Origin of the sequence: Marinomonas sp. TW1, from assembly GCF_001625355.1 — a bacterium.
In the GTDB taxonomy this organism is placed as follows: domain Bacteria; phylum Pseudomonadota; class Gammaproteobacteria; order Pseudomonadales; family Marinomonadaceae; genus Marinomonas.
This window is the reverse complement of record NZ_JSEE01000023.1, coordinates 14,259-37,375: the sequence shown is the minus strand read 5'-3', so window position 1 is coordinate 37,375 and position 23,117 is coordinate 14,259. Positions and strand designations below refer to the sequence as shown.

General features: G+C 43.9%; 16 protein-coding genes. 14 read left to right on the top strand and 2 right to left on the bottom strand.

Going from position 1 to position 23,117, the window contains the following annotated elements; translation table 11 throughout:
- Positions 1–9: 9 nt before the first annotated feature.
- From OA79_RS18635 to OA79_RS17225, 9 genes are all read left to right on the top strand, one after another.
- Positions 10–96 carry a hypothetical protein gene (locus OA79_RS18635; protein WP_442919194.1) on the top strand — a complete coding sequence of 29 codons (87 nt, stop codon included), beginning with the start codon at positions 10–12 and terminating at the stop codon, positions 94–96.
- 251 nt (positions 97–347) lie between these two features.
- The gene (locus OA79_RS17260) at positions 348–1,979 is read left to right on the top strand and encodes a methyl-accepting chemotaxis protein (RefSeq protein WP_063334459.1); all 1,632 of its coding nucleotides are present in this window, start codon (positions 348–350) and stop codon (positions 1,977–1,979) included.
- Between the two features lie 188 nt (positions 1,980–2,167).
- Entirely contained in the window at positions 2,168–4,057 is a 1,890-nt protein-coding gene (locus tag OA79_RS17255; protein WP_063334458.1) for a methyl-accepting chemotaxis protein, read from the top strand.
- Between the two features lie 227 nt (positions 4,058–4,284).
- The gene (locus tag OA79_RS17250) at positions 4,285–5,844 is read left to right on the top strand and encodes a TadE/TadG family type IV pilus assembly protein (protein WP_231908908.1); all 1,560 of its coding nucleotides are present in this window, start codon (positions 4,285–4,287) and stop codon (positions 5,842–5,844) included.
- Between the two features lie 41 nt (positions 5,845–5,885).
- Positions 5,886–10,874 carry a beta-propeller fold lactonase family protein gene (locus tag OA79_RS17245; protein ID WP_063334456.1) on the top strand — a complete coding sequence of 1,663 codons (4,989 nt, stop codon included), beginning with the start codon at positions 5,886–5,888 and terminating at the stop codon, positions 10,872–10,874.
- Between the two features lie 33 nt (positions 10,875–10,907).
- Positions 10,908–12,602 carry a TolC family protein gene (locus OA79_RS17240; protein WP_063334455.1) on the top strand — a complete coding sequence of 565 codons (1,695 nt, stop codon included), beginning with the start codon at positions 10,908–10,910 and terminating at the stop codon, positions 12,600–12,602.
- Positions 12,599–13,411, top strand: a complete 813-nt coding sequence (locus OA79_RS17235) for an efflux RND transporter periplasmic adaptor subunit (protein ID WP_063334454.1) — start codon at positions 12,599–12,601, stop codon at positions 13,409–13,411. Before OA79_RS17240 ends, OA79_RS17235 begins: the two co-directional genes overlap by 4 nt.
- Complete coding sequence (locus OA79_RS17230; RefSeq protein ID WP_063334453.1) at positions 13,408–14,763, top strand: efflux RND transporter periplasmic adaptor subunit; 1,356 nt, start codon at positions 13,408–13,410, stop codon at positions 14,761–14,763. Before OA79_RS17235 ends, OA79_RS17230 begins: the two co-directional genes overlap by 4 nt.
- A gap of 6 nt (positions 14,764–14,769) precedes the next feature.
- Positions 14,770–16,884 (top strand): HlyD family efflux transporter periplasmic adaptor subunit, encoded by a 2,115-nt coding sequence (locus tag OA79_RS17225; protein WP_063334452.1) that lies wholly within the window; start codon positions 14,770–14,772, stop codon positions 16,882–16,884.
- Here the strand turns inward: OA79_RS17225 and OA79_RS17220 are convergent.
- Complete coding sequence (locus OA79_RS17220) at positions 16,881–18,257, bottom strand: sensor histidine kinase (RefSeq protein ID WP_063334451.1); 1,377 nt, start codon at positions 18,255–18,257, stop codon at positions 16,881–16,883. The two genes, OA79_RS17225 and OA79_RS17220, sit on opposite strands and share 4 nt — an antisense overlap.
- A gap of 3 nt (positions 18,258–18,260) precedes the next feature.
- Positions 18,261–18,926 carry a response regulator transcription factor gene (locus OA79_RS17215; RefSeq protein ID WP_063334450.1) on the bottom strand — a complete coding sequence of 222 codons (666 nt, stop codon included), beginning with the start codon at positions 18,924–18,926 and terminating at the stop codon, positions 18,261–18,263.
- A gap of 346 nt (positions 18,927–19,272) precedes the next feature.
- Here OA79_RS17215 and OA79_RS17210 point away from each other — a divergent pair, with 346 nt between their 5' ends.
- From OA79_RS17210 to OA79_RS17190, 5 genes are read left to right on the top strand one after another with little or no spacing between them, the layout of a single operon-like run.
- A complete protein-coding gene (locus tag OA79_RS17210) occupies positions 19,273–19,470 on the top strand; it encodes a Flp family type IVb pilin (protein WP_063334449.1) in 198 nt (65 codons plus the stop codon).
- 15 nt (positions 19,471–19,485) lie between these two features.
- A complete protein-coding gene (locus OA79_RS17205; RefSeq protein ID WP_063334448.1) occupies positions 19,486–20,034 on the top strand; it encodes an A24 family peptidase in 549 nt (182 codons plus the stop codon).
- 19 nt (positions 20,035–20,053) lie between these two features.
- Complete coding sequence (cpaB, locus tag OA79_RS17200) at positions 20,054–20,983, top strand: Flp pilus assembly protein CpaB (protein WP_063334447.1); 930 nt, start codon at positions 20,054–20,056, stop codon at positions 20,981–20,983.
- 47 nt (positions 20,984–21,030) lie between these two features.
- A complete protein-coding gene (locus OA79_RS17195) occupies positions 21,031–22,413 on the top strand; it encodes a type II and III secretion system protein family protein (RefSeq protein WP_063334461.1) in 1,383 nt (460 codons plus the stop codon).
- A gap of 17 nt (positions 22,414–22,430) precedes the next feature.
- Positions 22,431–23,102, top strand: a complete 672-nt coding sequence (locus OA79_RS17190) for a CpaD family pilus assembly lipoprotein (RefSeq protein WP_063334446.1) — start codon at positions 22,431–22,433, stop codon at positions 23,100–23,102.
- The last annotated feature ends 15 nt before the right edge of the window (positions 23,103–23,117 follow it).

Sequence of the window (23,117 nt, the reverse complement as noted above, 5' to 3'; positions counted from 1 at the left end):
TTTGAATACATTGAAGTATTTTATAACCGAAAGCGGCGTCATGCATTTTTAGATTACGTAGCGCCAGTTGATTATGAGGCTCAGTATGCCTCTTAATTATTTTATCCGTTTTATTGTGGCAACCTCACACCGACGGGGCCAAGTGTCGTGGTTTGTGCTGCTTTGTTGTTTTTGATTGCTTATACTCTTCCTTTCAGGCGTTTACGTTAAAGCAAAATCATTTTTTTGAAGGCAATTTTAAATAGATTGCCTTTTTTGTAAGAAAATTCTCCGATCAACGTCTAATCTTAAAACCGACTAGCCGTGGTCTTGTCGTCATATTGGGTATTCTGTTAGGAGACGTTTTAATGCTGGGATTTGCGACCATTAAAGGAAGACTGAGAACCAGTTTCTTGGTGTTGCTGGCTTTGCTTACGCTTGTTGTACTTTTGTCTGTGACACGCTTTCAAGCCTTGTCCGGCAATATTCGTAGTATTGTTGATGAAAATGCGGCGTTGGTTGAGCTCAGTGGTGAGCTGAACTTGGATGCGGAAAGTTTGGCGAGCCGACTTTTGTTGTTGTTCGTTTTAGAAGAGAGAGATGCGCGAGTTGCTATCTATCAAGAGATAGATGCTCGGAATAAAAGTCTTGATAACAACTTAGAGATCATGGCTGGGCTGGTTCGAACAAAGCAAAATATGACATTGATTGCCGCTTTGAAAGAGCAAAAGGTCATTTATCAAAACGCTCTACAAGAAACGGTTGAAGCGCTTGAGTTTGGCGAGCTGGCGCAAGCGAAAGCTTTGATGGCGGGCAATACTCGCACGCAATTACAGACCTTTTTAAATGAGGCCGATACTCTGGCAGAGCGACAGCGCAGTGAAATGCAGTCACGACAACAAAGTGTGTTAGCGGATTCTGAGTTGGCGATCTATCTTATGATTGGTTTAGGGTTAGTGGCTTTGTTGGTTGGGGGCGTGATGTCGACTCTCATTACCCGCAGTATAGTAACCCCTCTTAACCATATTATTGCTTTCCTTGATAAAGTGGCTCACGGCGACTTATCTAACGAATTTACTCAAACGTATTCTGGCGAACTGGGTCATTTGGTGACCAGTTTGAATCGCATGCGAACCAGTTTGGCGGATTTGGTGCGTAAAATTGATTCCAGCGCCAAAACTGTTGTGCTCGCGGTGGATGACATTCGCGGCAGTGTTAACGATGTGCAACAGGGGTCATCCTCACAAATGGACATGGCCGCGGATATTCAAACTGCCGTGAGTGTTTTGTCTGAGGGTGCGGGCATTATGGTGGAACATGCCAGTGCATCGCGCCAGCAAGCGGAGTCTGCTCACGATCTTGCTAAACAGGGTAAAAGTATCATTACGCAAGCGTCGACAGACATCACGGATGTGGCCGCTTATATTGAAGAGACTGCTCGCTCGGTTGCCAAATTGAACGAAAGCTCGGCTCAGGTAACAGGGTTTGTGAACAGTATCCGTGATATTGCAGAACAAACAAACTTGCTGGCTCTGAATGCGTCGATTGAAGCCGCTCGTGCCGGTGAAAGTGGTCGCGGTTTTGCGGTGGTGGCGGATGAAGTACGTAACCTTGCCAATAATACCGCAGAAGTCACCAGCTCAATTGACACCATCATTACGCAGATCAGTTCGTTATCCACACAAATTTCTGTGGAAATGTCGCAAGGGCAGGAGAAAATGCGTTTAGGTGTGAAGCAGATAGAAAACGTGGTGACGCCACTCAGTCAGCTCGAAGTAGATGCCAAAATGGCTAAGCAACGTTTGGAAGGGCTGGCCGAGTTGGTTGCTAAGCAGGCGCAAGAAGCGACAGGCATTGCACAGCATGTAGAGCAAATAGTGAGAGTATCGGCGAACAACGATTCGACATCGAATAAGCTGGGTGCCTTAACGGGAGATCTGTCAGGAGCAGCGGAACAAACTTACGAGGTGACATCGAGCTTTATCTTAAAAGACAGATAAGGCTAAAAATACGAATTGATTGACCTAGGTACTGATCGCTTACAGATTTTTACTTATGCTGATACTGGGTTTCTAGTATAACTTGAGAGGGTGACCATTGTTGTGTGTGACGACAATGGCCTTAAAGAATCTGTCAGTCGTTTGACGTTTCTTTTTGTGGGTGTTTAAAGCAGAAGGTATCTGGGTCTATGAATAGGTTTCAAAAACAAATTTTTGGTACGCTGGGTGCCATTATTGTGGTCATTGTTGGCTTGTTTACAGCCATTAACTACGCTTCTTTTAGAAGTGAGTCTGTGACCTTAAATAAGGCCATATTAAAGGCGCAGAATGAAACGATTTCCGCCGAGTTAACCGCTCGTATTAAGGGTTATCAAAAAATGCTCACCTCGATCGAACTCAATTATGATGATATTGAGTCCGATCACCTATCCGACCATGCGTTGTCCCAACTGGACGCACTCACTCGTTCCCAACAAGGTATCACAGACTCTATTGCCATTTTAAACAAAGAAGGCGAGTTATACGGTGGTCCTGAGGGGAAAAAATTCAACTTCAATGCTAAGGCACTCAATCGTTCTTTTTACAACGCGATCTTTCGTGATGGTCAGACCGAATTTGTTTCTAAACCGTTTAAATCACAATTAACGGGCAATGAAATCGTGGCAATGGTGCAAAAAGTAAACGACAGTTTTGCCGTCGTTTCGACGGTATTGTTAAGCGCAGTATTGGAACAGTATGCCGAGCGCGCTGGCATGTACTTATACACGTCTGACGGTACTTTATTGGTGTCGCCTAATCCTGATGACATCGGTAAGAACCTGTTTGAATTACAACCATATTATAAAGGTTTGGGGAAAGATAACCGCGAACTGAACTACACCATATTTGTGAAAAACTTTGATCGTGATGTGTCTTTGACGGGGTTCTGGGGTGAGCTGGATACGGTGGGTTGGCAGTTTGTCGTGTTGGCTGAGGACGACAACATTTACGCGGCGGCCAATAAACAGCTGATCTTTGCGTTGATGCTAGGGGTGATCAGTATATTGCTTGCCTTGGGTATTTTGTATGTGGTGATCAATAAACTGGTGCTCAAACCTGTGGGCGGTACACCGCAAGACATCGCGGAGTTAATTGAAGTGATGGCGAAAGGGGATCTGACTCAGCGTTTTGCTAAAACCGGCAAAGAAACCGGTATTTACCAGTCCTTTGTGGATCTGTCTGAACAGCTTTCTCACTTGATCAAAACGTCTCATGGGATTTCAGAAAACGTTGCTTCGGCTTCTTTGCAACTCAATTCGGTGATGGAAGGGACACAGTCCAATGCACAACAGGAACTGTCCCAAATTGAGCAGATTACTTCCTCGCTAAAAGAGCTAAATTCGGCTTCACAAGAAGTCAGTGAAAAAGCGGTTGTCGCAGAAGATGAGGCGAAACGCGCACAAGAAAATGCGGCCAGTGGTAAGCTGACTCTGGACAGAAACATTGAGCTGACGGATCGCATTAACGCTTCTTTCTCAGAGACGGCGCAACTGGTTGAGGAATTACGTCAATTTGCCATTGAGATTGGTACGGTGACGGAAGTTATCAGTGGTATTTCTGAGCAAACTAATTTGCTGGCATTGAATGCGGCGATTGAAGCGGCTCGGGCGGGTGAGCAAGGTCGAGGTTTTGCGGTTGTCGCTGATGAAGTGCGTAATCTGGCATCGAAAACTCAAGAATCAACAGTGAACATTCAAGAAATCATCGAAAAGCTTCAGTCGCAATCTGAGCGCGCCAATAACAACATGGGGAGCAATGTTGAGCTGATTCAAGAATCTGTTGGTTTGGCAACGCAAGTGAAAGAGTCTTTTGAGGACATTTCACAGGCCGTACAGTCCATTTCAGATGTTAATACCTTGGTGGCCGCGGCCTCTCATGAGCAATTAAGTGTGACAGAAGACATTGCTCGTATTACAGATCAAACCTATCAATCTGTGAGCCAAAATATGACGTCCATTAATGAGGCGCTACAAGCCTCTCATGAGTTGTCTGAACTTGCGGAATCTCAGAAACGATCCCTTTCCTACTTTAAGGTTTAATGAGCAAAATAGAGTTGAGCTAAACGAAAATCTTGCTGTTATGAAGCCTCTTTGATCGTCTGATTGGAGAGGTTTTTTTAGGCCTGATAAATATTAATGATTATTAATAAAGCCAACCGATCATTTTATTGCGAATAGTTATCATCTTTATTAATCTCTCACGGCGTTATTTCAAATAATCCATGAGAGTTTAGTTTTTGATGAGAAACTGCTGTTCAAGTTCCTTTGTGTCAACCACTCAAAAAGCGTTTGGCTCTTTTTTAAAAAGTGAATCGGGTGCGGCATTACCCTTTATTGTTCTGGCATTGGTTGGAGCACTGGTTGCGGTTTCCTTTGCCCTTGATACAACTCGGATGGTGAATACAAGTAGTCAGGTAAAACGCGCCACGGACGCCGCCGCATTAGCCATTGGACAGATACAGTTACGCAATGAAAATGATGAAGAAACCGATCTTGATGCCATTGCCCAAGGTTATGTTCTCAATAATCTGGGTATGGATTCAGGACTCATTGATCAAGTTCAAGAATCGTCCATCACGGTAACGCAAGGCTCGATTGATGATCATCCCACTTATACGGTGAGTGTCACTTTAAATGTTCAGTCTGATTTGCTAGGCGCACAAGCCGAAGATCAGATCATTTCATCAACGGTTGAGGTGGTGTCTATTCCAACCGAAGTCGCGTTAATGCTGCCAAATACTTTGTTAGAAAACGATTCTGAGTTATCTGCCTTACGTACTGCGGGGAAGAATTTTGCCCGTAACCTCTTTGGTGAAGACTCTGACGATGCTGAAAGGGCTCAACGGGTTTGGCTTTCTCTCGTGCCATATAGTCAGGCCGTCAATGTGTTTGATGAAAACGACCCTGATCGTATATCAAGATGGGCTTCGCCTGGAGCTTTAAACCCACCGGAATTACGCAGCTTATTTAGAACGGGGCAAGTACGCAGTATGGCGGACCCTCGCTTTCCAGATCGAGTGGCCAATCTGCTGTGTATGTATCGAGGGTTGGGAGCGGGTGAAAACTTCTTTTGGAATCAATCCCCTACCAATCAATTCGGAGTCTATTATCGAAATGATTTGCCTGAAAACGGCAGTCCAGGTGCCGACCCGATTACTTGGGTTGGACCACACCCAGATCTTTGGCCAAGCGTGCTGGTTGAAGGTCCTCGTTGGATTGTGGCTGATATAGGCTGCCCTAGTGCCGCGCTATTACCTTTGACGAATGATTTAGATGCTATCGATGCTCGCCTTGATGAAATGACGGCCAGATTTAATGTGAACTATGCCATTGCTATGGGTTGGGCTGGGCAGGCTCTGTCTCCGGGTATGAGAGGTAATGCAGGTTGGGGAGATACAGAGTTACCACTCGACTTTAGTAAAGACAAAAGTAATTTGAAAGTGATTGTGATGTTGGCAAAAACCACTGGCGATTGGTTTGATACAGACTCATACAACTTTAATCCTAACCAGTTTACTGGTTCGACAGGGACGAATGCAGCAAAAAGCTTTGCTGCTCAACGTTTCCACGACATCTGCCGAAGTTTTAAAAATAGGAACATTAAATTTTTCTTCATTGGAGTTCGACCTGGTGACCCTAAAGAGTTTGGTCGTACATTATTTGCCAATATTGCCGGTCCAGGATTGAGAGAGTGCACTAACGGTGACGGCGGTCTGTATTTTGCCGATGCATCCAATTTTACCGAAGGACGAGGTCAAATAAGTGATTCGCTAGAAGAGATCGCAGAAGAAATTCGACAAAATTATTACGTGCGCTTAATTAAATGATGAAGGGCCAGATAAAAGACTCAATGAGCAGGAGTATTCCTATGTTGTTTGCTAAACCATCTCGTTCATTACTTTCCAGCGTCCTTGAGCCGAGAGTGATGTTCGATGCTGCAGGCGCAGCCACTTTAGAGGTCGAGTCAACCTCCATTGAGTATGTCGACAAGACAAATGATTATGACTCAAACAATAATGCTTATGCACTTGCGGCAGCAGAAGATGTGTCTGTTTCTGAAGATGGTAAATTTGTTTATGCCGTCAGCAGTAACTCCAGTGCATGGGGAGAAGCGTCCTCAGTGTTAAGTGTATTTGGAGTCGAAGATGATGGTTCATTAACCTTAGTGAAAACTTATTATAACTACACATCGACCTATAACGCAGAGACGCGCTCAAACGATCTAACGATAGAGAACGAAGGTTTGGCTGGCGCAACGTTGATTTCTATGTCGTCAGATCAAAACTACCTTTATGTCTTTGGTGAAGGTGACAATAGTCTTGTGGTGTTTGGTCGCAATGCGGAGACGGGCGAGCTGACACACTTAGGCAGTACAGAGATCAGCGGCTTTGGTATCGATGGCATTTCTGATTTCGTGTCTGATATACAAGCTTCCAATGGCTATTTATATGTCTCGGGAGGTGATCAGGTTTTAGTACTGTCAAAAGAAGAGGATGGGACGCTTTCTTTGGTTGCGCAATACAGCAATGAAACGGATGGTGTGTCTGGACTCTCTGGTACGAACAGTATTGCAATCAGTGCCGATGGCACGACTTTGATTGTAGGAAGCAGTGGTGAGTCAAGCATTGTGACTCAGTTTTCGGTGGCCGATGATGGCACATTAAGTTATGTCAATTCGGTGGCTGGAGAAGATGAGTTGTATTTTATTAACTCAGTCCAAATTTCCGCAGATGGCCAAACCGTATACGCTCTTAATAACAATGATGGCTCTAGCTTACTGGTCATGACTTACAATGATGTTGGTGAATTGACGTTATCGAGTACGTATTCCGTGTCCGATGAAGCAAGAACCATTTTGGTGTCAGAAGATGGAACGGGTGTCTTTGTTATGGGAGAAGACATCGATGTTTTCTTGCAAGATGACAATTCAGAATTGACACTTGTTCAAACCATAGATGCTTTCAGTAATGATCTTGGGGTTAGGTTCTCAAGCATCAGCCATGCTTACCTAAGTGCTGATCACACAACATTATTTGTTGTGGTGGATAATGGCATTTTATCTTTTCGTTTCGATGTGCCAGCCGTTTCTTATACTGAAAATGAATCAGGGACCTTATTATTACCAACGGGTTTGATCAGTGATTCAGAGCTGGATGCGTTAGAGGATTATGAAGGCGCCAGCTATACCGTTGCTCGTGAGTCTGAAACATCAGAAGAAGGTGAAACGGGGGCGTTGGAAGAAGATGAATATGGTTTTCAAGAGAATAATGGTTTAACGCTTGAAAATGGAAAAATCTTAAAAGATGGAAGTGAAATTGCGACTTTTTCGGTAGTCGATGATGTGTTAACCGTGACGTTTGTCGCCCCTACTACTCAATTAATAGCGCAGCAAGTATTGCGTCAAATTACTTATTCAAATACCAGTAATGACCCGCTTGCGAATGGGGAAAATCCAAGTTTTTCCATTCGAGTAAATGATGGTGATGGCAATGAAACCGCGATCAGTGTCACCGTCAATTTGGTCGGCATTAATAATCCCGCTGTCATTACCACAACCACCAATGAGATCACTTTCCCAGTAGGTGGTGATTACACGAATTTGTTTCATGATACCTCGATAGAAACCACAGAGTTAGATCAGGCGATTTGGCAAGTTAAGCTATCCATTACCGATGCTACAGAAGATGACGTGATAAAAGTTGGTAATGGCAAGATTAGCTTAGCGGCTTTTTCTGGTACGTTGAGCACAGTCGACGGAACATCCTATGCGGTGTCAGAAGAGAATGGCGTTGTTACCGTGACGTTGTATTTAATGGATTCTGCTGAGAATGCTGCTGATGTCATTGATAGCATTGGTTATAAATATTTTGGCGATGAAGTCAGTGGTGAACGAACTGTTAGTCTAAGCGTGGTGGAGTACACCAGTGTGTCTGACGTTGGGGAAAATACAACGCATTACACTGATACGACGAATATTACTTTGGCGGCGGCTGCAGAAACTAATATTGCCCCCGTGATAGACAGTCAGTCGAATCAGGTCGCTTATACAGAAAATGAGCTAGGGACGGGAATCTTTCCTAATGCCGTTGTGACGGATTCACAAATGGATGCGTATAACGAAGGGGCAGGTAATTACCATGGCGCACAATTAACCGTTTCTTTTTCGGCTGTTACTTCAAATGACCATTTCTCCTTCGAGGCGGCTAATGGCTTGTCTTTAAATGGTTCGTCTTTAACCAAAGATGGTGTGGAGATCGCTACAGTATCGAATATAGATGGCGTTTTAACCATCAATTTTACAGAAGATAATGGTGCCATACCAACCACGGAAGACGTGCAAAATGTTCTCAATCAAATTCAATACAATAATAGCAGCGAAACGCCAGTTCCTTTGGTAAATGTCTCTGTTACTTTGTCGGATCAATTTGGGCTGACGTCAAATGTATTTATGACGCAAATTATTATTACAGCCGTTAATGATGCGCCAGAGGTGAGCAAGGATCCATTTATTGCCGCTGGTGATATGTCTCTGGTCGAGGTATTTCATTTAGCGGAAGGTCTTGATGATGTAAGTGCTTCCAGTGTTTCTCGCGACGGAAATGTATTTTATTTGGCGGATAGTAGCGGAAATATTGCCGTTTTCACTCTCAGTGATGATGCTCAGGAATGGGAGTATCAAACTACCCTCGCGTCTGTGGATGGCGTGAATTCAGTGGATAAAATGATCACCAGTGCAGATGGAAAAAGCCTGTATTTATTGGCTAATGACGGCGATATGATCTCTGTTTACGCTTTATCTGAAGACAAGGTTTTATCCAATCTGCAAGTGATCGTCAGTGATTATGATACGAATGGTGGCAAAGTGAGCGGCATCCAAGACATGGTGCTGTCTGAAGATGGAGACCACTTGTATTTTATTACCAGCACCGATTTGAGTGAAATGCGTCTAAATGCGGCCACAGGTGAATTAACATACGAGCAAAGCATAGGCAGTGCCTGGAACGAACCTTATTTATGGCAACCTACCGGCCTTAGCGTATCTGGCGATTATGTATTTGTCACAACTAAGTTCAGCACACCCACACTCATTGTGTTTGAACAAGAAGAGTCAGGCCTAGCATGGAAAGCCTACATCCGTAATGGCAGCGAAGATTCGGCTGGCAATAATGCTGTATTGAACTCAATAACGCATGTGGCTGCGACAGATGACGGGCAGTATGTCTATGTGGTGAATGATACCAGCATTTATACCTATTCTTATGATGCAGACAGTCAATCGTTTGACGTCATTAATAATGACGTCGTCAGTGTTGAAAACCTATCTGATGTGGTGGTGTCTGCGGATAGTGGAAAATTATTTGTTTTAGCGTCTGATGGGAGTTTGCATCGCTATATCATTGGCGAAAATGGGGCACTGTCGTTATTTGGTGTCATGACAGGAGCCTCTTCAGAGGGTGAGTATCTTTCTGTTTCTGATGAAGGGTATGTTTTCCTACAAGGTGATTCACTTGCGATTTATGATGCCACTGGTCGAGAAGCGTCATTGTACGAAATTGGCTTTGAGGCGGTGGTGCTAGAACCGGAACTGACTATTTTCGATGAAGAGATGTCTGTTTTAGATAACTATTCTGGTTTGAATTTGAGTCTGTCCCGTTCGACACTCGATGTGACGGATCAGTTTGGGTTGGCAACTGACAGCGGCTTTTCCCAGGATGGGAGTAATCTCTTGTATCAAGGAGAGGTTGTCGGGCAGTTTGTCAGTGAAGGTGGCGCGCTTTCTATTAGCGTGACATCCGAATTGACTCAAGATCAGGTTAATGCCCTAGCGAGAAGCATTACGTTTGAAAATGCAACATTAACGTCGGTAGGCGCGTTGACCTTTACCTTGTCCATTAATGATGGGGGCGCGTCGGGCGAGCCGATTGAAATTGTCCTAAATAGTGCTGAAAACCTTCCGCCGCAAGTGTCGGGCAGCTATCAATTGCCCAATATAATGGAAACAGAGCAAGTGAATATTCATCTTCCTCGTGACTTATTTTCAGATGCGATAGAGGATGTTTTGACTTGGCAAATAAGTGGTTTGCCAACGGGATTACAGTTTCATTCTGACAGCTTAAGTATTGTTGGCAGAGCGACAGAATCTGGCTCATTTACGCTGGTACTACAAGTCACGGATAGCAAAGGACAAAGTGCTCAGCTAGAGATGGGGTGGTTGGTGAATAGTTTGCCAGAGACGGTCAATATTGAGGGGTCTCAAGATGATGTCGCTGAGGCAATAGATGATAATACGGTGGCGGCCATGCAGTTTTTTGCCAATGCTTCCCAGACGCGTTCTGCGGATGTGTCTGATAGCGCATTATTGTCTAACCCGAATGGGTTTACCCCAGCTCTCTCTTCTGTTGAACGCTCATTTCAAAGTAACTTTCCCTCGACTCAGCCGGAACCTAGCGTATCACTGCAAGCTTCTCGATCGACTTCCATCGTCTGGCAAGAGGGTATAAACAGCATTCAAATTTCTTTATTAGACAGTGTGATGTCAGTAGAGGAAAAGGCGATTCTGGCGGTGATGTCTGCGGATGGCATTAGTTTACCAGAAGGCGTGGAGTATGACATTGAGACGGGGCGCTTGAGTTTAGATCGGTCTTTACTTGGTGATATAGATCAGCTTCAACTACGTGTTATGGCCGTCGATGAAAATGGTGAAACGATTGTTATCCCTGTAGAGATAACGTTGGACGCCACAAATGATGCTCAGGTGAACGCGGAATCTTTTTCTGAGCGAGTGAATGAAGCAAGTGCTCTAAGTGTTTTGGAGATAAACAAGCTGTTGTTACGTGATTTAACCACGGCATCATAAGAATAGTAATGACTGAATTAAAAGGGTTATAACGTGAGTATAAAAAGCAACTTTATGGGGTATACCGCATTTCATCGTACGGCGGTTGCAAGTGCAATGTTATTGGGGCTTACCGCTTGTTCTGTTACACCAACCCCCATTACGTTTGAACAGAAAATGGCGTTGGTTGATGCAGACAGGCAGGCTATGTTTGAAAATCAAGAGCCCATTACGAAACCTATTAGTCTTGAGGAGGCGATGGCGAGAGCGGTTAAGTACAATCTTAAAGAACGTCTCGCGCTAATGGAAAAATTGGCTCAAGATAATATTTTAGGCTTACAAAGCTTTGATATGCTGCCGAGCGTTGCTGCGAGTGCCGGTTGGAAAGCGAGGAGCAATGAAGCGGCATCCTCGAGTAAATCCATTGCGACTGGCTCCGAATCCTTGGTTTCTTCAACCAGTCAAGATAAGCAGTCTTCATCGGCTGATTTAACGGTTTCTTGGAATGTTTTGGACTTTGGAATTGGTTATTTTGGTTCAAAAGCTCAGGCCAATAATGTACTGGCCGCCGAGGAAAGGCGTCGAAGTGTGGTTGCCGATATCATTCAAAAGGTTCGGGGAGCCTATTGGGAAGCCGTTACTGCACAAGAGTTGCAACCCCTAGTGAAATCCACATTGAAAGACGCATATAGTGCATTAAACACGTCCAAGAAAACGGCAGAAGAGCGTCTGATTTCACCATTAGAATCGTTGCAATATCAGAAAAGCTTATTGGAAATGATTAGCCGCTTGGAAACGCTGGAGGGCGATTTGGCAACGGCTAAATCCAATTTGGCCAGTTTAATGAATTTACCCCCAGCGACTCAGTATGAGCTCGCTTCGCAAGATGAAGCGCCTTTGACATTGCGTTATCAGCTTGAAGACTTAGAAATGCTCTCTATGGTTAATCGACCAGAAATTAATGAAGAGGCCTATCGCGCCAGAAATGCTGTGTTAGAGACTCGATCTTCATTAATGCGTTTGCTACCTGGAGCGTCCTTGTTTGTTGGTGCTCATTATAATAGCAATAGTTATTCGTTGAACAATGATTGGGCGGATGCAGGTGTCCAAGTAAGTTGGAATCTTCTCAGTGCCTTTTCTTACTCGGATGTGAAAGCGGTGGCCGAAGCCAAAGAAAATATTGCCGATTTACGTCGCCAAGCTTTGAGAATGGCAGTACTGACTCAAGTAAACCTTGCATGGCAGCAATATAAGCAAGTGGATACCCAATTTCAGCGAGCGGCGGAACTTTCAAAAATTCACCAAGCCATTCTAGAGCAGAGTACAGGCGCGTATCAAAACAACACACAATCTTTGGTTGATCGAGTCAGAGTAGCAACTGAAAGCGTGTTGGCTAAACGCAACCGTGACCGAAGTTTCGCCATGATGCAAAGTGCTTATGGTGCCATATATAAGGCGGCTGGTCTGGATCCATTGCCGAAATCGGTTTCAGGCGTCAGTGTTGAGAATTTGTCAGCTTCCATTGCCCAACAAGATAAATTTCTCCAGCAGGGGCATATGACGACGGACATCATCGCTTCACGTGATGTGTTAAGTAAAAATGTTGGCAGTATGTCTGATTATGATAAAAAACAGGCGGCAGGGCCGCAAGATCATGAGGCGATTAAGCCTCAGCTTGTCATGCTGTCAACAGGGGATTCCTTACAAGAAACGACCATCATTGATTATACGAATTACGTACAACCATGAGATTGAATCAAGTGAGACGGCGTTTTTTATTAATAATCGGTGCCATTTTAAGTGGAGTGTTAAGCACTACTCCTTCTCTGGCTAGTAGTGAAGACAAGTTAGAAATGGTCTCTTCTCAGCCCAATATCAGAGTGCAGTTGAATGCCAAAGATCGACTGGTGCTTTCCAGTCAGCTTTCTGGGCGTATTAAACGTCTGACGTCACGAGAAGGGCAAAGTTTTAAGAAGGGACAAGCGTTAGTGGCGTTTGACTGTGACATTTATAAAGCCAAGCTGGATTATGCGCAAGCGGCCGAAGAAGCGACGGAACAAAAACGTCTTGTTGCAAAGCGCTTAGATAGTTTGCAGTCAATTAGTGTCATGGAAGTGAATCAGGCCGAATCGGATGTACTAATGGCACAAGCGGAGCGACGTATTGGAGAGGTTATGGTTGAACGCTGTGCTATATATGCGCCATTTGATGGTCGTGTGGTAAAACGTTTAGTTCAACAAGGTGAGTTTGTTTCAGAGGGAGAGCCAATCCTTGAAGTATATAATCGTCATGAATATGAAGTGGTTTTAATGGTGCCATCACGCTGGATTAGCGACATTAAAATTGGTCATACTTTTCAAGTTAAGCTGGATGAAACGAAGCAATACTATAACGCGAAAGTAACACGCCTAGGTGCGGTTATTGATCCATTGAGTCAGTCTTTTACTGTTTTTGGTGAAATCGTAACGGCGCCTAAAAGCGATCTGATACCAGGGATGAGTGGGAATGCTTATTTTTCGTCATCTCAATGGGCGTCGATTACTGGTAATGAAGAATGACTGCCAATGAGAATGAGCCAAAACAAAAAGGATTAACCGTAGAGGAATCTCTTCTGATTGTGCTGCAATTAGAACAAAAAGCTCGAGCGGCGAATAGTTTACAAGAGTGGCAGTTTACTTGTCTGAATGATATGCATTTGCTCGTACCCTTTCAGCAAAGCTTATTGTGGATGATGAATACAAAAAAATTAGAGGGTGCTTCTGGCTTAGTTGATATTGATTCTAATGCGCCTTTTTGTAGTTGGTTGAATCGCTTACTGTCTAACATGGTAAACGCGGACAACGCCCTTAGGATTCATACTATTGAGCTGACGGATTTAAGCTCCGATGACGCGAAACAATTTTCAACGTACTTTTCTTCCCCATTAATTTGGTTGCCGATTCTTTCTGCAGAAGGGCATTTGCTGGGCATTATATTGTTATCTAGGTCTGCTCCTTTGAGTTTAAGAGACAAAAAATTGCTCGGTTTTCTTTTAGAAGCTTATGGTCATGCCTGGTTGGGGTTACGTAATCGAAAAAAAACCAAAAGACACCGACGGTCTACTGCTATGTGGTGGCTACTGGGAGTGTGTGTGAGCATCGGCGTCTTGTCTTTTCCTATGCGACAATCTGTTATCGCGCCGGCCGACATTGTGCCACAGCAACCGAGCGTATTAAGAGCGCCGATCGATGGTGTCATTAGTGAATTATTAGTGAGACCAAATGACATGATTGAGCAGGGGGATCTGGTGGCTAAATTGGATGCCCGAGCCTTAATGCAAGAATTGGAAACCGCAAATCAAACTTATGTGTTGACGCGTGCAGAATTAAGGATGGCTCAACAGCAATCTTTCATAGATGAGCAAAGAAAAGCCATGTTAGCCATCCTAGAAGGAAGATTGGCACAAGCAAAATCGGACATAGACTACTTACGAAAGCAGCTTAAACGTACTGAATTCAGAGCGCCACATGATGGTGTGGCCATTTTTGATGATGCGGGTGATTGGCTTGGTAAACCAATGACTCTAGGCGAGCCGTTGATGACGATTGCAGACCCTAATAAGATTGAACTTGAAGTGCGTTTGCCACTGGAAGATATGATCGAAATCTCTAAGGGGTCAAGCTTGAAATACTTTTTGAACAGTGATCCCAGTGCTCCGATTCAGGCTGAAATTCGTAATATTGATTATCAAGCCAAGCCAACAGCGGATGGGCAATACGCCTTGCACCTGAAAGCAACATTTATAGATGAAAATGCCGCTCTTAGACTAGGTAAAAAAGGCTTGGCCAAACTTTATGGTGAACCGACGTCATTGTTTTTTTATGTGTTTAGAAAACCCTTGGCAAAACTGCGCATCTGGCTTGGTTGGTAAGCCATAATGCTAGAATTGAACTCGTCTGAATGGGCATCATTAAGAGAAGATCTTAGGCTCTTTGAAGGGCCTGCGGATGCATTTGGAGCGCCAACGTGGACATTGGAAGATCCAGTCAGTGGGCGGTTTTATCGTTTAGATTGGTTTGAGATGGAAGTATTGGCGCGTTGGTCGTTTAAAAATGCCCAAGTGATTGCTTCTGATATTTGTCAGCAATTAACCCTCTTTGTTTCAACGGATGATGTGAAGGTCTTCTATGACTTTTTGAAACGTCATCGTTTGTTAAACAACCATGTTTCATCGCCGTCCGAGACCAATGCCGATGGGTTAAGCCCCGTTCGTTGGTTGTTACGCCATTATTTGTTTTTTCGTATTCCTTTATGCCGTCCTGATGTGTTTCTAGAAAAAAGTTTGCCTTTCGTACGGTTCTTTTTTAGTCAGTTTTTTCTGCTCCTTTCACTGTTCGCTGCGGTGTTGGGACTGTTCTTGGTCAGTCGACAATGGCAGTCGTTTACTCACACCTATATGCACTTCTTCTCCGTTGAAGGCATGTTGGCTCTCGTGATGGCGCTATTTTTCACCAAATCTTTGCATGAGTTAGGGCATGCTTATACCTGCAAATATTATGGCGGAAACGTGGCTACCATGGGGGTTGCCTTGTTAGTACTATGGCCTGTTTTGTATACGGATACTTCTAGCGCTTGGCGATTAAAAAAGAAACGTCAGAGGGTACTGATTGGAGCTGCTGGGGTCATAGTGGAATTGATCGTCGGTGCATGGGCTTTACTGCTGTGGAATTTTATGCCGGAAGGCATAGGCAAAAGCCTAGCGTTTATGCTGGGAACCACCACTTGGATGCTATCCTTGTTGATTAATTTAAGTCCCTTTATTCGCTTTGATGGCTACTTTCTTTTGTCTGATGTGCTGGGCATTGCGAACTTACAGGCAAGAGCCTTCGACTACACTCGCTGGCAGATCCGAGAGTGGATTTTTTCTTTTCAGCATCGCCCTCCTGAAGTGTTCTCAGCAACGAAGCGACGCATATTGATTGCTTATACCTTGATTACTTGGCTGTATCGATTTTTTTTATACATTGGTATCGCGTTGATGGTTTACCACTTTGCGTTTAAGTTGTTGGGGATTTTTCTATTCATAGTGGAAATGTTGGTGTTTATTGTGTTTCCTGTTTTTAGAGAGTTAAGAGTTTGGTATCAAATGAGAAAGGAAATGAGTTGGAATAAACGTTCGATTGGCAGTGTTTTATTGTGCGCTTTGATGCTGTTTGTCTTCTGTTATCCATGGCAAGGTCAAATTAGTGCACCGGCTGTGATACGAGCCTCTCAGCAAGTTAATATGTATGTTCCAGCGAATGCTCAACTGCGCTATTCATTGGTTGGAAAACAACAGAAAGTGGTGAAAGGTCAGGCGTTGTTTGAATTTGTATCACCAGAGTTAAACCAAGAAACCGACAGACTGAATTTACGGCTTGCTCGCCTGCAAAAACAAGCGGATGTGAACCCGTTTAATGAGCAGGCTTCTGCCAGTTTAAATGCGATTCGTGAAGAGCGTTTAGCAGCACAGCAGAGGTTGGAAGTCATTCAGCAGCAGTTAATGGCCTTAACACTTAAGGCGCCCTTTGATGGCACGATGATTTCTCATGCTGATCGGTTTCGAGAGGGCGATTGGTTGGCGGCAGGAGAGCGGCTCGGGGTGATGGTGAGCCCCCATTCTAATACCGTAGAAGCCTACATCAAGGAAAGTGATGTGAGTCGAATTGATGTGCATTCTATGGCGTATTTTGTGCCTGAAAGTTTGTCGTACCCTAAACAAGCATTAACCTTGGAGCATATTGAAAATATTGCCTCAACGAAATTGACCTCAGCGCCTGAATTAGCCTCTGTATATGGTGGGAGGGTGGCCGCCAGTATGGCCCAAAATGATCAAGTCCCGATTGCAGAAGAAGCCGTTTATCGAGCTTTTCTAACACCAATGGACAGCAAGATTACGGCAACTGGGGTTGTTTTACGAGGTGAAGTGTACATCGACGCCAAGGCAGAAAGCTTCATGAGTAAAGTGTTAAAAAGGGCAATGTCGGTTTTGGTTCGAGAGTCTTCTTTCTAATTTAATTCATTAGCATTAAGCGAAATACAAACGCTAAGCCCAGGGTGGTTATTGACTAGTTTTAATTCGCCATTGTGCAGTGCTGTAATCGCTTGTACTAAGGTGAGTCCCAAACCGTGTCCAAAGATTTCTTGTTTACTAGTAAGTCGTTTAAAGCGTTGTGTGACAAAGGATTGGTCCTTTTCGGCAACCCCTTTGCCTTGATCCGTCACTTTTATAAGCGTGTTCCCTAAGCTCGATTCGATGCTCAGTGTAATGATGTTGCTTTCAGGGGCATATTTAAGAGCATTATCTAATAGATTGGCAATGGCTTGGAATATGAGGATTTTATCCGCATAAAAATGATGTTTCTTGTTTGCCCGTATTCTTAATTGCACATCAAGACTTTCCGCTAAGGGCAGATAATATTCATAGGCTTCGTTGAGTATTTCGTACGCATTTATTCTATTTTTCTGGTGGCTAACTTGTCCGGTTTCAACTTCGGATAGACGCATAATCGAACGGAAAAGCCGCTGTATTTGTTCGGTTTCTTGTATGGCCTCCTCAAGTTCTTGCAGTTCTTTGTGATCCAATTTTTCAGAAACATTGATGAGCTTATGCTGAAGACGAGTTAGTGGTGTCCTCAGTTCGTGGGCAACATGACTGGTAATATTTCGAACTTCTTCCATCAATTTTTGTGTTCGGCTTAATACAAGGTTAATTTCTTTGGCAAGTTGCCCAAATTCATCTCCATTATTTTTATAGTTGACCCTCACTTCGTGTTTGCCTTTAGCGTATTGCTCTAAGGCTTCGATAATGTGATTTACACGAAATAAATTATGCAGACTAAAAGGTAAGCTAATGAGTAAGATGGACAGTTGTATGGCCAGTAACCCCGCCCCTGTCATTAGGGGAATGATGCGCGTTTGTTGCAGCATAGGCTGGATGTTGTAGGCATTGAAATAGATGCCGCCATCGGCGAGTGGGGCGAGTAAGCCGAATAATTCACTGTGCTGACTTTTTAGCGATAAAATTTTGGGGGCAATTGACCTGTTATAACTTAAGGCTGCAATTTGATCTTGGTTTAGGATTTCTTTTTGACCATAAATGATCTGATCCTTATTATTTAAAATAAAAGAAAAATGGTCTTTTCGAGTGTCTATTTGATAGTCCGCAGCAAGCTGATCAGCTAATAATTGACTGCTATTAAAAAGCCCTTTGAGCTTCTGATTTTCAAGGTTTTCAAAAATCATTCCACGAACATGGCTTTTCATGATGTTATTGAGCACATGGTCGCAAATGAAGATGGCAGCTGAGGAAATAAGTAAACAGAGAAAAGCAATGGTAGCAGCTTGTCGGAAGCTACTACTGTGAAGTAATGGTTTAATAAACACGGTTTACCCTAATGCGTATCCGACGGATCGTATGGTTCGAATGATGGGATTTTTAGACCCGCCATCTAACTTATTTCTAAGTTTTGATAAGTGGACATCTAGGACATTGGTCTGGGGATCGAAATGGTAACCCCAGGCTTTTTCAAGCAGCATGCTACGGGTGACGGTTTGACCAGGGTGTTCCGCTAATACATAAAGCAGCTTGAATTCTTTGTTTGTTAGATCGATGCGATGTCCAGATCGAGTGACTTCATGACGTTCTAGATTAATAATCATGTCTTTGATTTTTATAAAGTTACTGGAAGCGACTTGCTTGCTACGGCAGTAAAGCCGTTCTAGGCGAAGTAACAATTCCGCAAAATCAAATGGTTTGCCTAGGTAATCATCTGCACCAGCTCTAAGGCCTTCAATGCGGTCAGAAGTTTGATCGTTTGCCGATAAGATTAAAACGGGAGGATGCGGATCACCTGCTAGTAGCCCTAGCAATTGAATACCATCAATTTTGGGAATAATGCGATCCAGCAAGATCACATCAAACACTTCGTTTTTGATGAATTTAAGCGCATCTTCTCCATTATCAACTAACTTACATGAATGTCCTGATACGTGCAGTTTACTGCTAATCCAATGACTAACAGAGGCATCATCTTCAACAATCAGAATACGCATAGTCTTAATCTCAGCAAGGTTTGAATTTATTGGTTAGAACACAATAGAGCGGATTTTAAATTATAATGATAACTATTACTATCTAGAATTGAGAAAAATCAGCCAACTTTGAATTTTAGATAGTAATGTTTTTTAATTAAGGCGTTTTTTTAAGTTTAAACATATTGTTGCCATTTCTATTTCGACCATTAAATGAATGAGTCCATCCTACCAATCGCCATGCAAAGAGAGCCAGTAGCAAAGCATTAAGCATTCTTAATGCTTTGCCTATTGTTTCGCTAATGAGAATCAATCTTAATATGTGCCAACTAAGGTATAACCCTAATGGCGATATTGAGAGGAAGTAATGAAATCGAGCATAAAACGTTTTTTGTCAGATGAGCGTGGTGTAACCGCTATTGAATACGGCATTCTAGCAGCGGCTATGGCGGCCGCAATTGGTGTCATCTTTGGTTCAGATGGTGTTTTTGTAACGGCTTTAAAAGAACGTTTTTCTTCGATTGCTGATCAGATTACAAATACCAACAACCCAGGTTCAGAATAGGTATTTACGATCACCATGTTTGATTCAGCGATGCCTACCGTTCTGGTATTGACCTCCTTGTGGGTCATTTTTTCAGATTTATTTTACCGTCGTATCCACAATATTTTGATCTTAATCTTGCTGGTACTTTGGCTAATTTTGGCGGCGCTATCGTTAATGTTGTCAGACGAGAATAGATTGCTGTTATTGGCGGATTTTGGATACAGCAGTCTAGGGGCTTTAGGAGTATTGCTGATCGGCTTTTGCTTATTTCTAGTAGGACAAATGGGGGCGGGCGACGTTAAGTTAATGTCGACTTTGTGCTTATGGGTTGGGTTCGATCAGCAGCTGTCTTTTCTCGTTGTCACCGCGTTAGCTGGTGGTGTGCTGGCTCTGTTTTTACCTTTAGTTTCTCTGATAGAGCTGGCTGGAGCGCGGGTCATTTTACAACTATCAGAGCGATTTCCTGGGTTGAGAATTTCTGCGCCGATCGCGTTATCTCATGAAGGTGTGAAAGGGTTGCCATATGGGCTTGCCATATCTGGAGGGGCTGTTTTTATACTCCTTAGCCCTTTGTTTCGTTAATGCAGAGAGTAAATATTGAATGAAAGCTTCGTCTGTTTTTTTTGTGTCTGGTGCGTTGGTTTTTGCATTGGGCGGGGCGCTTCTTGGCAGTGCTCTTCTCACGCCTGAGCCACCGTTGCCACCGAAAGTCGTGAAAGAGGTCGTGCCACCCAAGCCATCTTATCGGTCTGTCCTAGTCGCGTCTAAAGCGTTGAAACCTGGGGATTTCATGGATGCCTCTTCCCTTGAATGGCAACAAGCAGAAAAAGCGTATTCAGAGAATACTTTTTTTCTAAAAGGGGTGGATGAAAAGAGCCAACTTTATGGTGCGACTGTGACCCAGCCCATTCTTGCGGGCACGGTCTTGGAGAGTGATTTGCTTGTTTCTCCGGGTGAGCCAGGCTTTATCGCTTCCGTGCTAAAGCCTGGTATGCGAGCCGTTGCCATACCAGCCGATGTTGTAACAAGTAATGCAGGTTTGGTTGCGGGTGGTGATCGTGTTGATGTGATTCTGAGTTTAAAGCGAGACTATGAACAGGGTTCAGGCAGCAATCCTCTGGCGACAATTGAACTGCCAAAGCTAGCGTCGCAAACCTTGTTGCGAAATGTTCGCGTGTTAGCACTGAACGACATGGTTGAAACTTTTGTTCGTGATAAAAACAAGAAACAAAAGCCAGAAGCGAAGCAACGTAAATCCTATGAGACGGTAACGCTGGAAGTGTTGCCGAAAGATGTTGAGCGTCTAACGGTGGCAAGAGAGATCGGTGTGTTGCAATTGGCTTTAAGAAGTGTCCAAGGTCAGCCGCTTTCAGCAGGCGATGGGGTAGCGGAAGAAAGCCAAGACAGTGTGACCACATTAGGTCAAGTCACGGATATCTACGACAGTTTCAAACCGAAAAAAAGTGCTGAAACGACCTCGGTCATGATGTTTCGAGGTGAGTCTCAGGCAACCACCGAATTTATGAATTAATGATAATTCATTGGTTGCTTAGTAAATTTTACAATGGAATTTTTTTGATGTTTTCCAGATATTATTTTTTAACTTTGTTCGTCGTTTTCAGCGTTAAGTCAACGTTCAGTTATGCCGCTTACGCTGAATCTCAGGTTGCTCAAGACACTGAACTAACCCCCTCTTCATTTGAAGAGGTTAAAGTAAATGGTCAAGTCAAATTGAATATCAATCAAGGGACTTTGCTGAATTTACCGAAAGCCGCTTCGAAAGTGTTGATTGCGAATCCAGCCGTGGCCAGTTTTCAGATGCCTTCTCCTGATAACGTATTTGTGTTTGCAAAAGCTCCAGGGGAAACCACCTTATATGCGTTGGACGAAAACAACGACGTGATTATCGCCGTGACACTGATGTCGGGATACGATTTGGCTGGCTTAACTCGACAAATCGCCGAAGAAGTGCCTGGTACGGATGTTCAAATCGGACCCGCAACCGATAAAGGTTTGATTGTTCGTGGGGTCGTTCAAACTCCCCAACAAGCCAAACAGGTGATTAGCAGTGTTGAGTCTTATCTTGGAGGCAGTACGTCGGCAAGTGGTCAAGGCGGGGCGCCTGGTCAAGGTCTTAGAATTGTGAATCAACTCAAAGTGGCCTTGTCTTCTCAAGTAAATATTAGCGTCAGAATCGTAGAGGTTTCGCGCAGTTTAAGTCACAGCTTAGGGTTTAGTTGGGACGCTTTATTTGACAACAACACAGGGTTTATTCGTAACAGTAGTAGTCTTTTTGATGCCTCAACCGGTGTGTTTGATGGTAGCGGTATTGTCAATGGGGTTTTGGGAGGCACTATTGGCAATGTGGGTGGGGTACTGTCTGCGCTATCCAATGATGGTATGGCGAGTATCTTAGCGGAGCCAAATTTAACGGCTATGTCAGGTGAAACCGCTGGCTTTGCTGTTGGTGGCGAAGTTCCTATTGTGATTTTGACCAATAATAACGTGACGATTGAATACAAGCAGTATGGCGTCATTATGCGCATGACCCCCACGTTACTTTCACCGAACCGCATTAGTTTGCACATTGCTCCAGAAGTCAGTGACCTGACGGATGAAGGGGCCGTTGAGCTGAGTGGATTAACTGTGCCAGCCTTTAAAGTTCGCCGCGCTGATACGACCGTTGAACTGGCCAGTGGGCAAAGTTTTGCTTTGGCGGGAATGTTAAGAAGCAGTGTGAATCAAACCGTCACAGGTGTGCCAGGGTTACGCAGTATTCCTGGGCTGGGGCGTTTGTTTGAATCTGAGAGAAATGAAAAGGAAGAAACCGAGTTAGTCATCATTGCAACGGCTTATATTGTTGCCCCCAGTTCAGCGAGTAATTTCCAATCTCCAGCACAAGGAATCAGTACGATCGAAGGGCATTTACCTCCTTTGGCATCGGCTGGTTATTTATATTGATTAAGGGGAGCGTTAGTATGCGTATTTTTTCTCTAAGTATGGTGTGTTTACTCCTTTTAAGCGGCTGTGACCATACCGTTCATCGATTGCGTAATGGGGCCGCAGAAGCGGAAACAGGTACACCCGCATTCGTTGTAAAACCAACGGTTTCTTCTATTTCATTACAACTGCAAGAAAATGGCAGTTTGCAAAAAACAGCTCTTGATGGCGTGAACGCGTTATTGCGCAATCAAGGGCGCTTATCCAATCAAGAAATTAAGCTCCAACCTTATACAGACAAAGGCTATGAATTTGCTTTGCAGTTGAAAAAGTCTTTGTTGTCATCAGGTGTTCAGCAAGAAAAATTAGCGATTTTACCTATTCAATATCAAGCGGTTAAATCGGCGACTAAGTCAGAAGAAGAAAAACAAAAGAAATGGGATTTGTCTCTCACCTCTGAAGCGATGATTGTGGTGGTTAAAGACTGCAGTATTCAGCAACAAACTTGGTCTGTGAAGCCGTTTGAAGCCATTGGGACGCTTGGCTGTGCCAATCGTGCCAATCTAGCTCAAATGGTGGCCGACCCACGTGATTTGATGCGTGGTAGAGCGCTTGATAAGGCTGATGGTATTTATGCGGTTGAGTCTGTCACTCGTTATCACGAGTCTGATGTGACGCCACTTTTAGACATTGATTTCGATGAAGATTAAGCTTGGAGAGGCACA

Excerpts from the sequence above, each read along its gene's own strand:
- OA79_RS17225 (WP_063334452.1), top strand. The coding sequence starts at position 14,770 with ATGCTAGAATTGAACTCGTCTGAATGGGCATCATTAAGAGAAGATCTT.
- OA79_RS17235 (WP_063334454.1), top strand. The coding sequence starts at position 12,599 with ATGAGATTGAATCAAGTGAGACGGCGTTTTTTATTAATAATCGGTGCC.
- OA79_RS17210 (WP_063334449.1), top strand. The coding sequence starts at position 19,273 with ATGAAATCGAGCATAAAACGTTTTTTGTCAGATGAGCGTGGTGTAACC.
- OA79_RS17195 (WP_063334461.1), top strand. The coding sequence starts at position 21,031 with ATGTTTTCCAGATATTATTTTTTAACTTTGTTCGTCGTTTTCAGCGTT.
- OA79_RS17230 (WP_063334453.1), top strand. The coding sequence starts at position 13,408 with ATGACTGCCAATGAGAATGAGCCAAAACAAAAAGGATTAACCGTAGAG.
- OA79_RS17190 (WP_063334446.1), top strand. The coding sequence starts at position 22,431 with ATGCGTATTTTTTCTCTAAGTATGGTGTGTTTACTCCTTTTAAGCGGC.
- OA79_RS17215 (WP_063334450.1), bottom strand. The coding sequence starts at position 18,926 with ATGCGTATTCTGATTGTTGAAGATGATGCCTCTGTTAGTCATTGGATT.
- OA79_RS17245 (WP_063334456.1), top strand. The coding sequence starts at position 5,886 with ATGTTGTTTGCTAAACCATCTCGTTCATTACTTTCCAGCGTCCTTGAG.
- OA79_RS17255 (WP_063334458.1), top strand. The coding sequence starts at position 2,168 with ATGAATAGGTTTCAAAAACAAATTTTTGGTACGCTGGGTGCCATTATT.
- OA79_RS17205 (WP_063334448.1), top strand. The coding sequence starts at position 19,486 with ATGTTTGATTCAGCGATGCCTACCGTTCTGGTATTGACCTCCTTGTGG.
- cpaB (WP_063334447.1), top strand. The coding sequence starts at position 20,054 with ATGAAAGCTTCGTCTGTTTTTTTTGTGTCTGGTGCGTTGGTTTTTGCA.
- OA79_RS17260 (WP_063334459.1), top strand. The coding sequence starts at position 348 with ATGCTGGGATTTGCGACCATTAAAGGAAGACTGAGAACCAGTTTCTTG.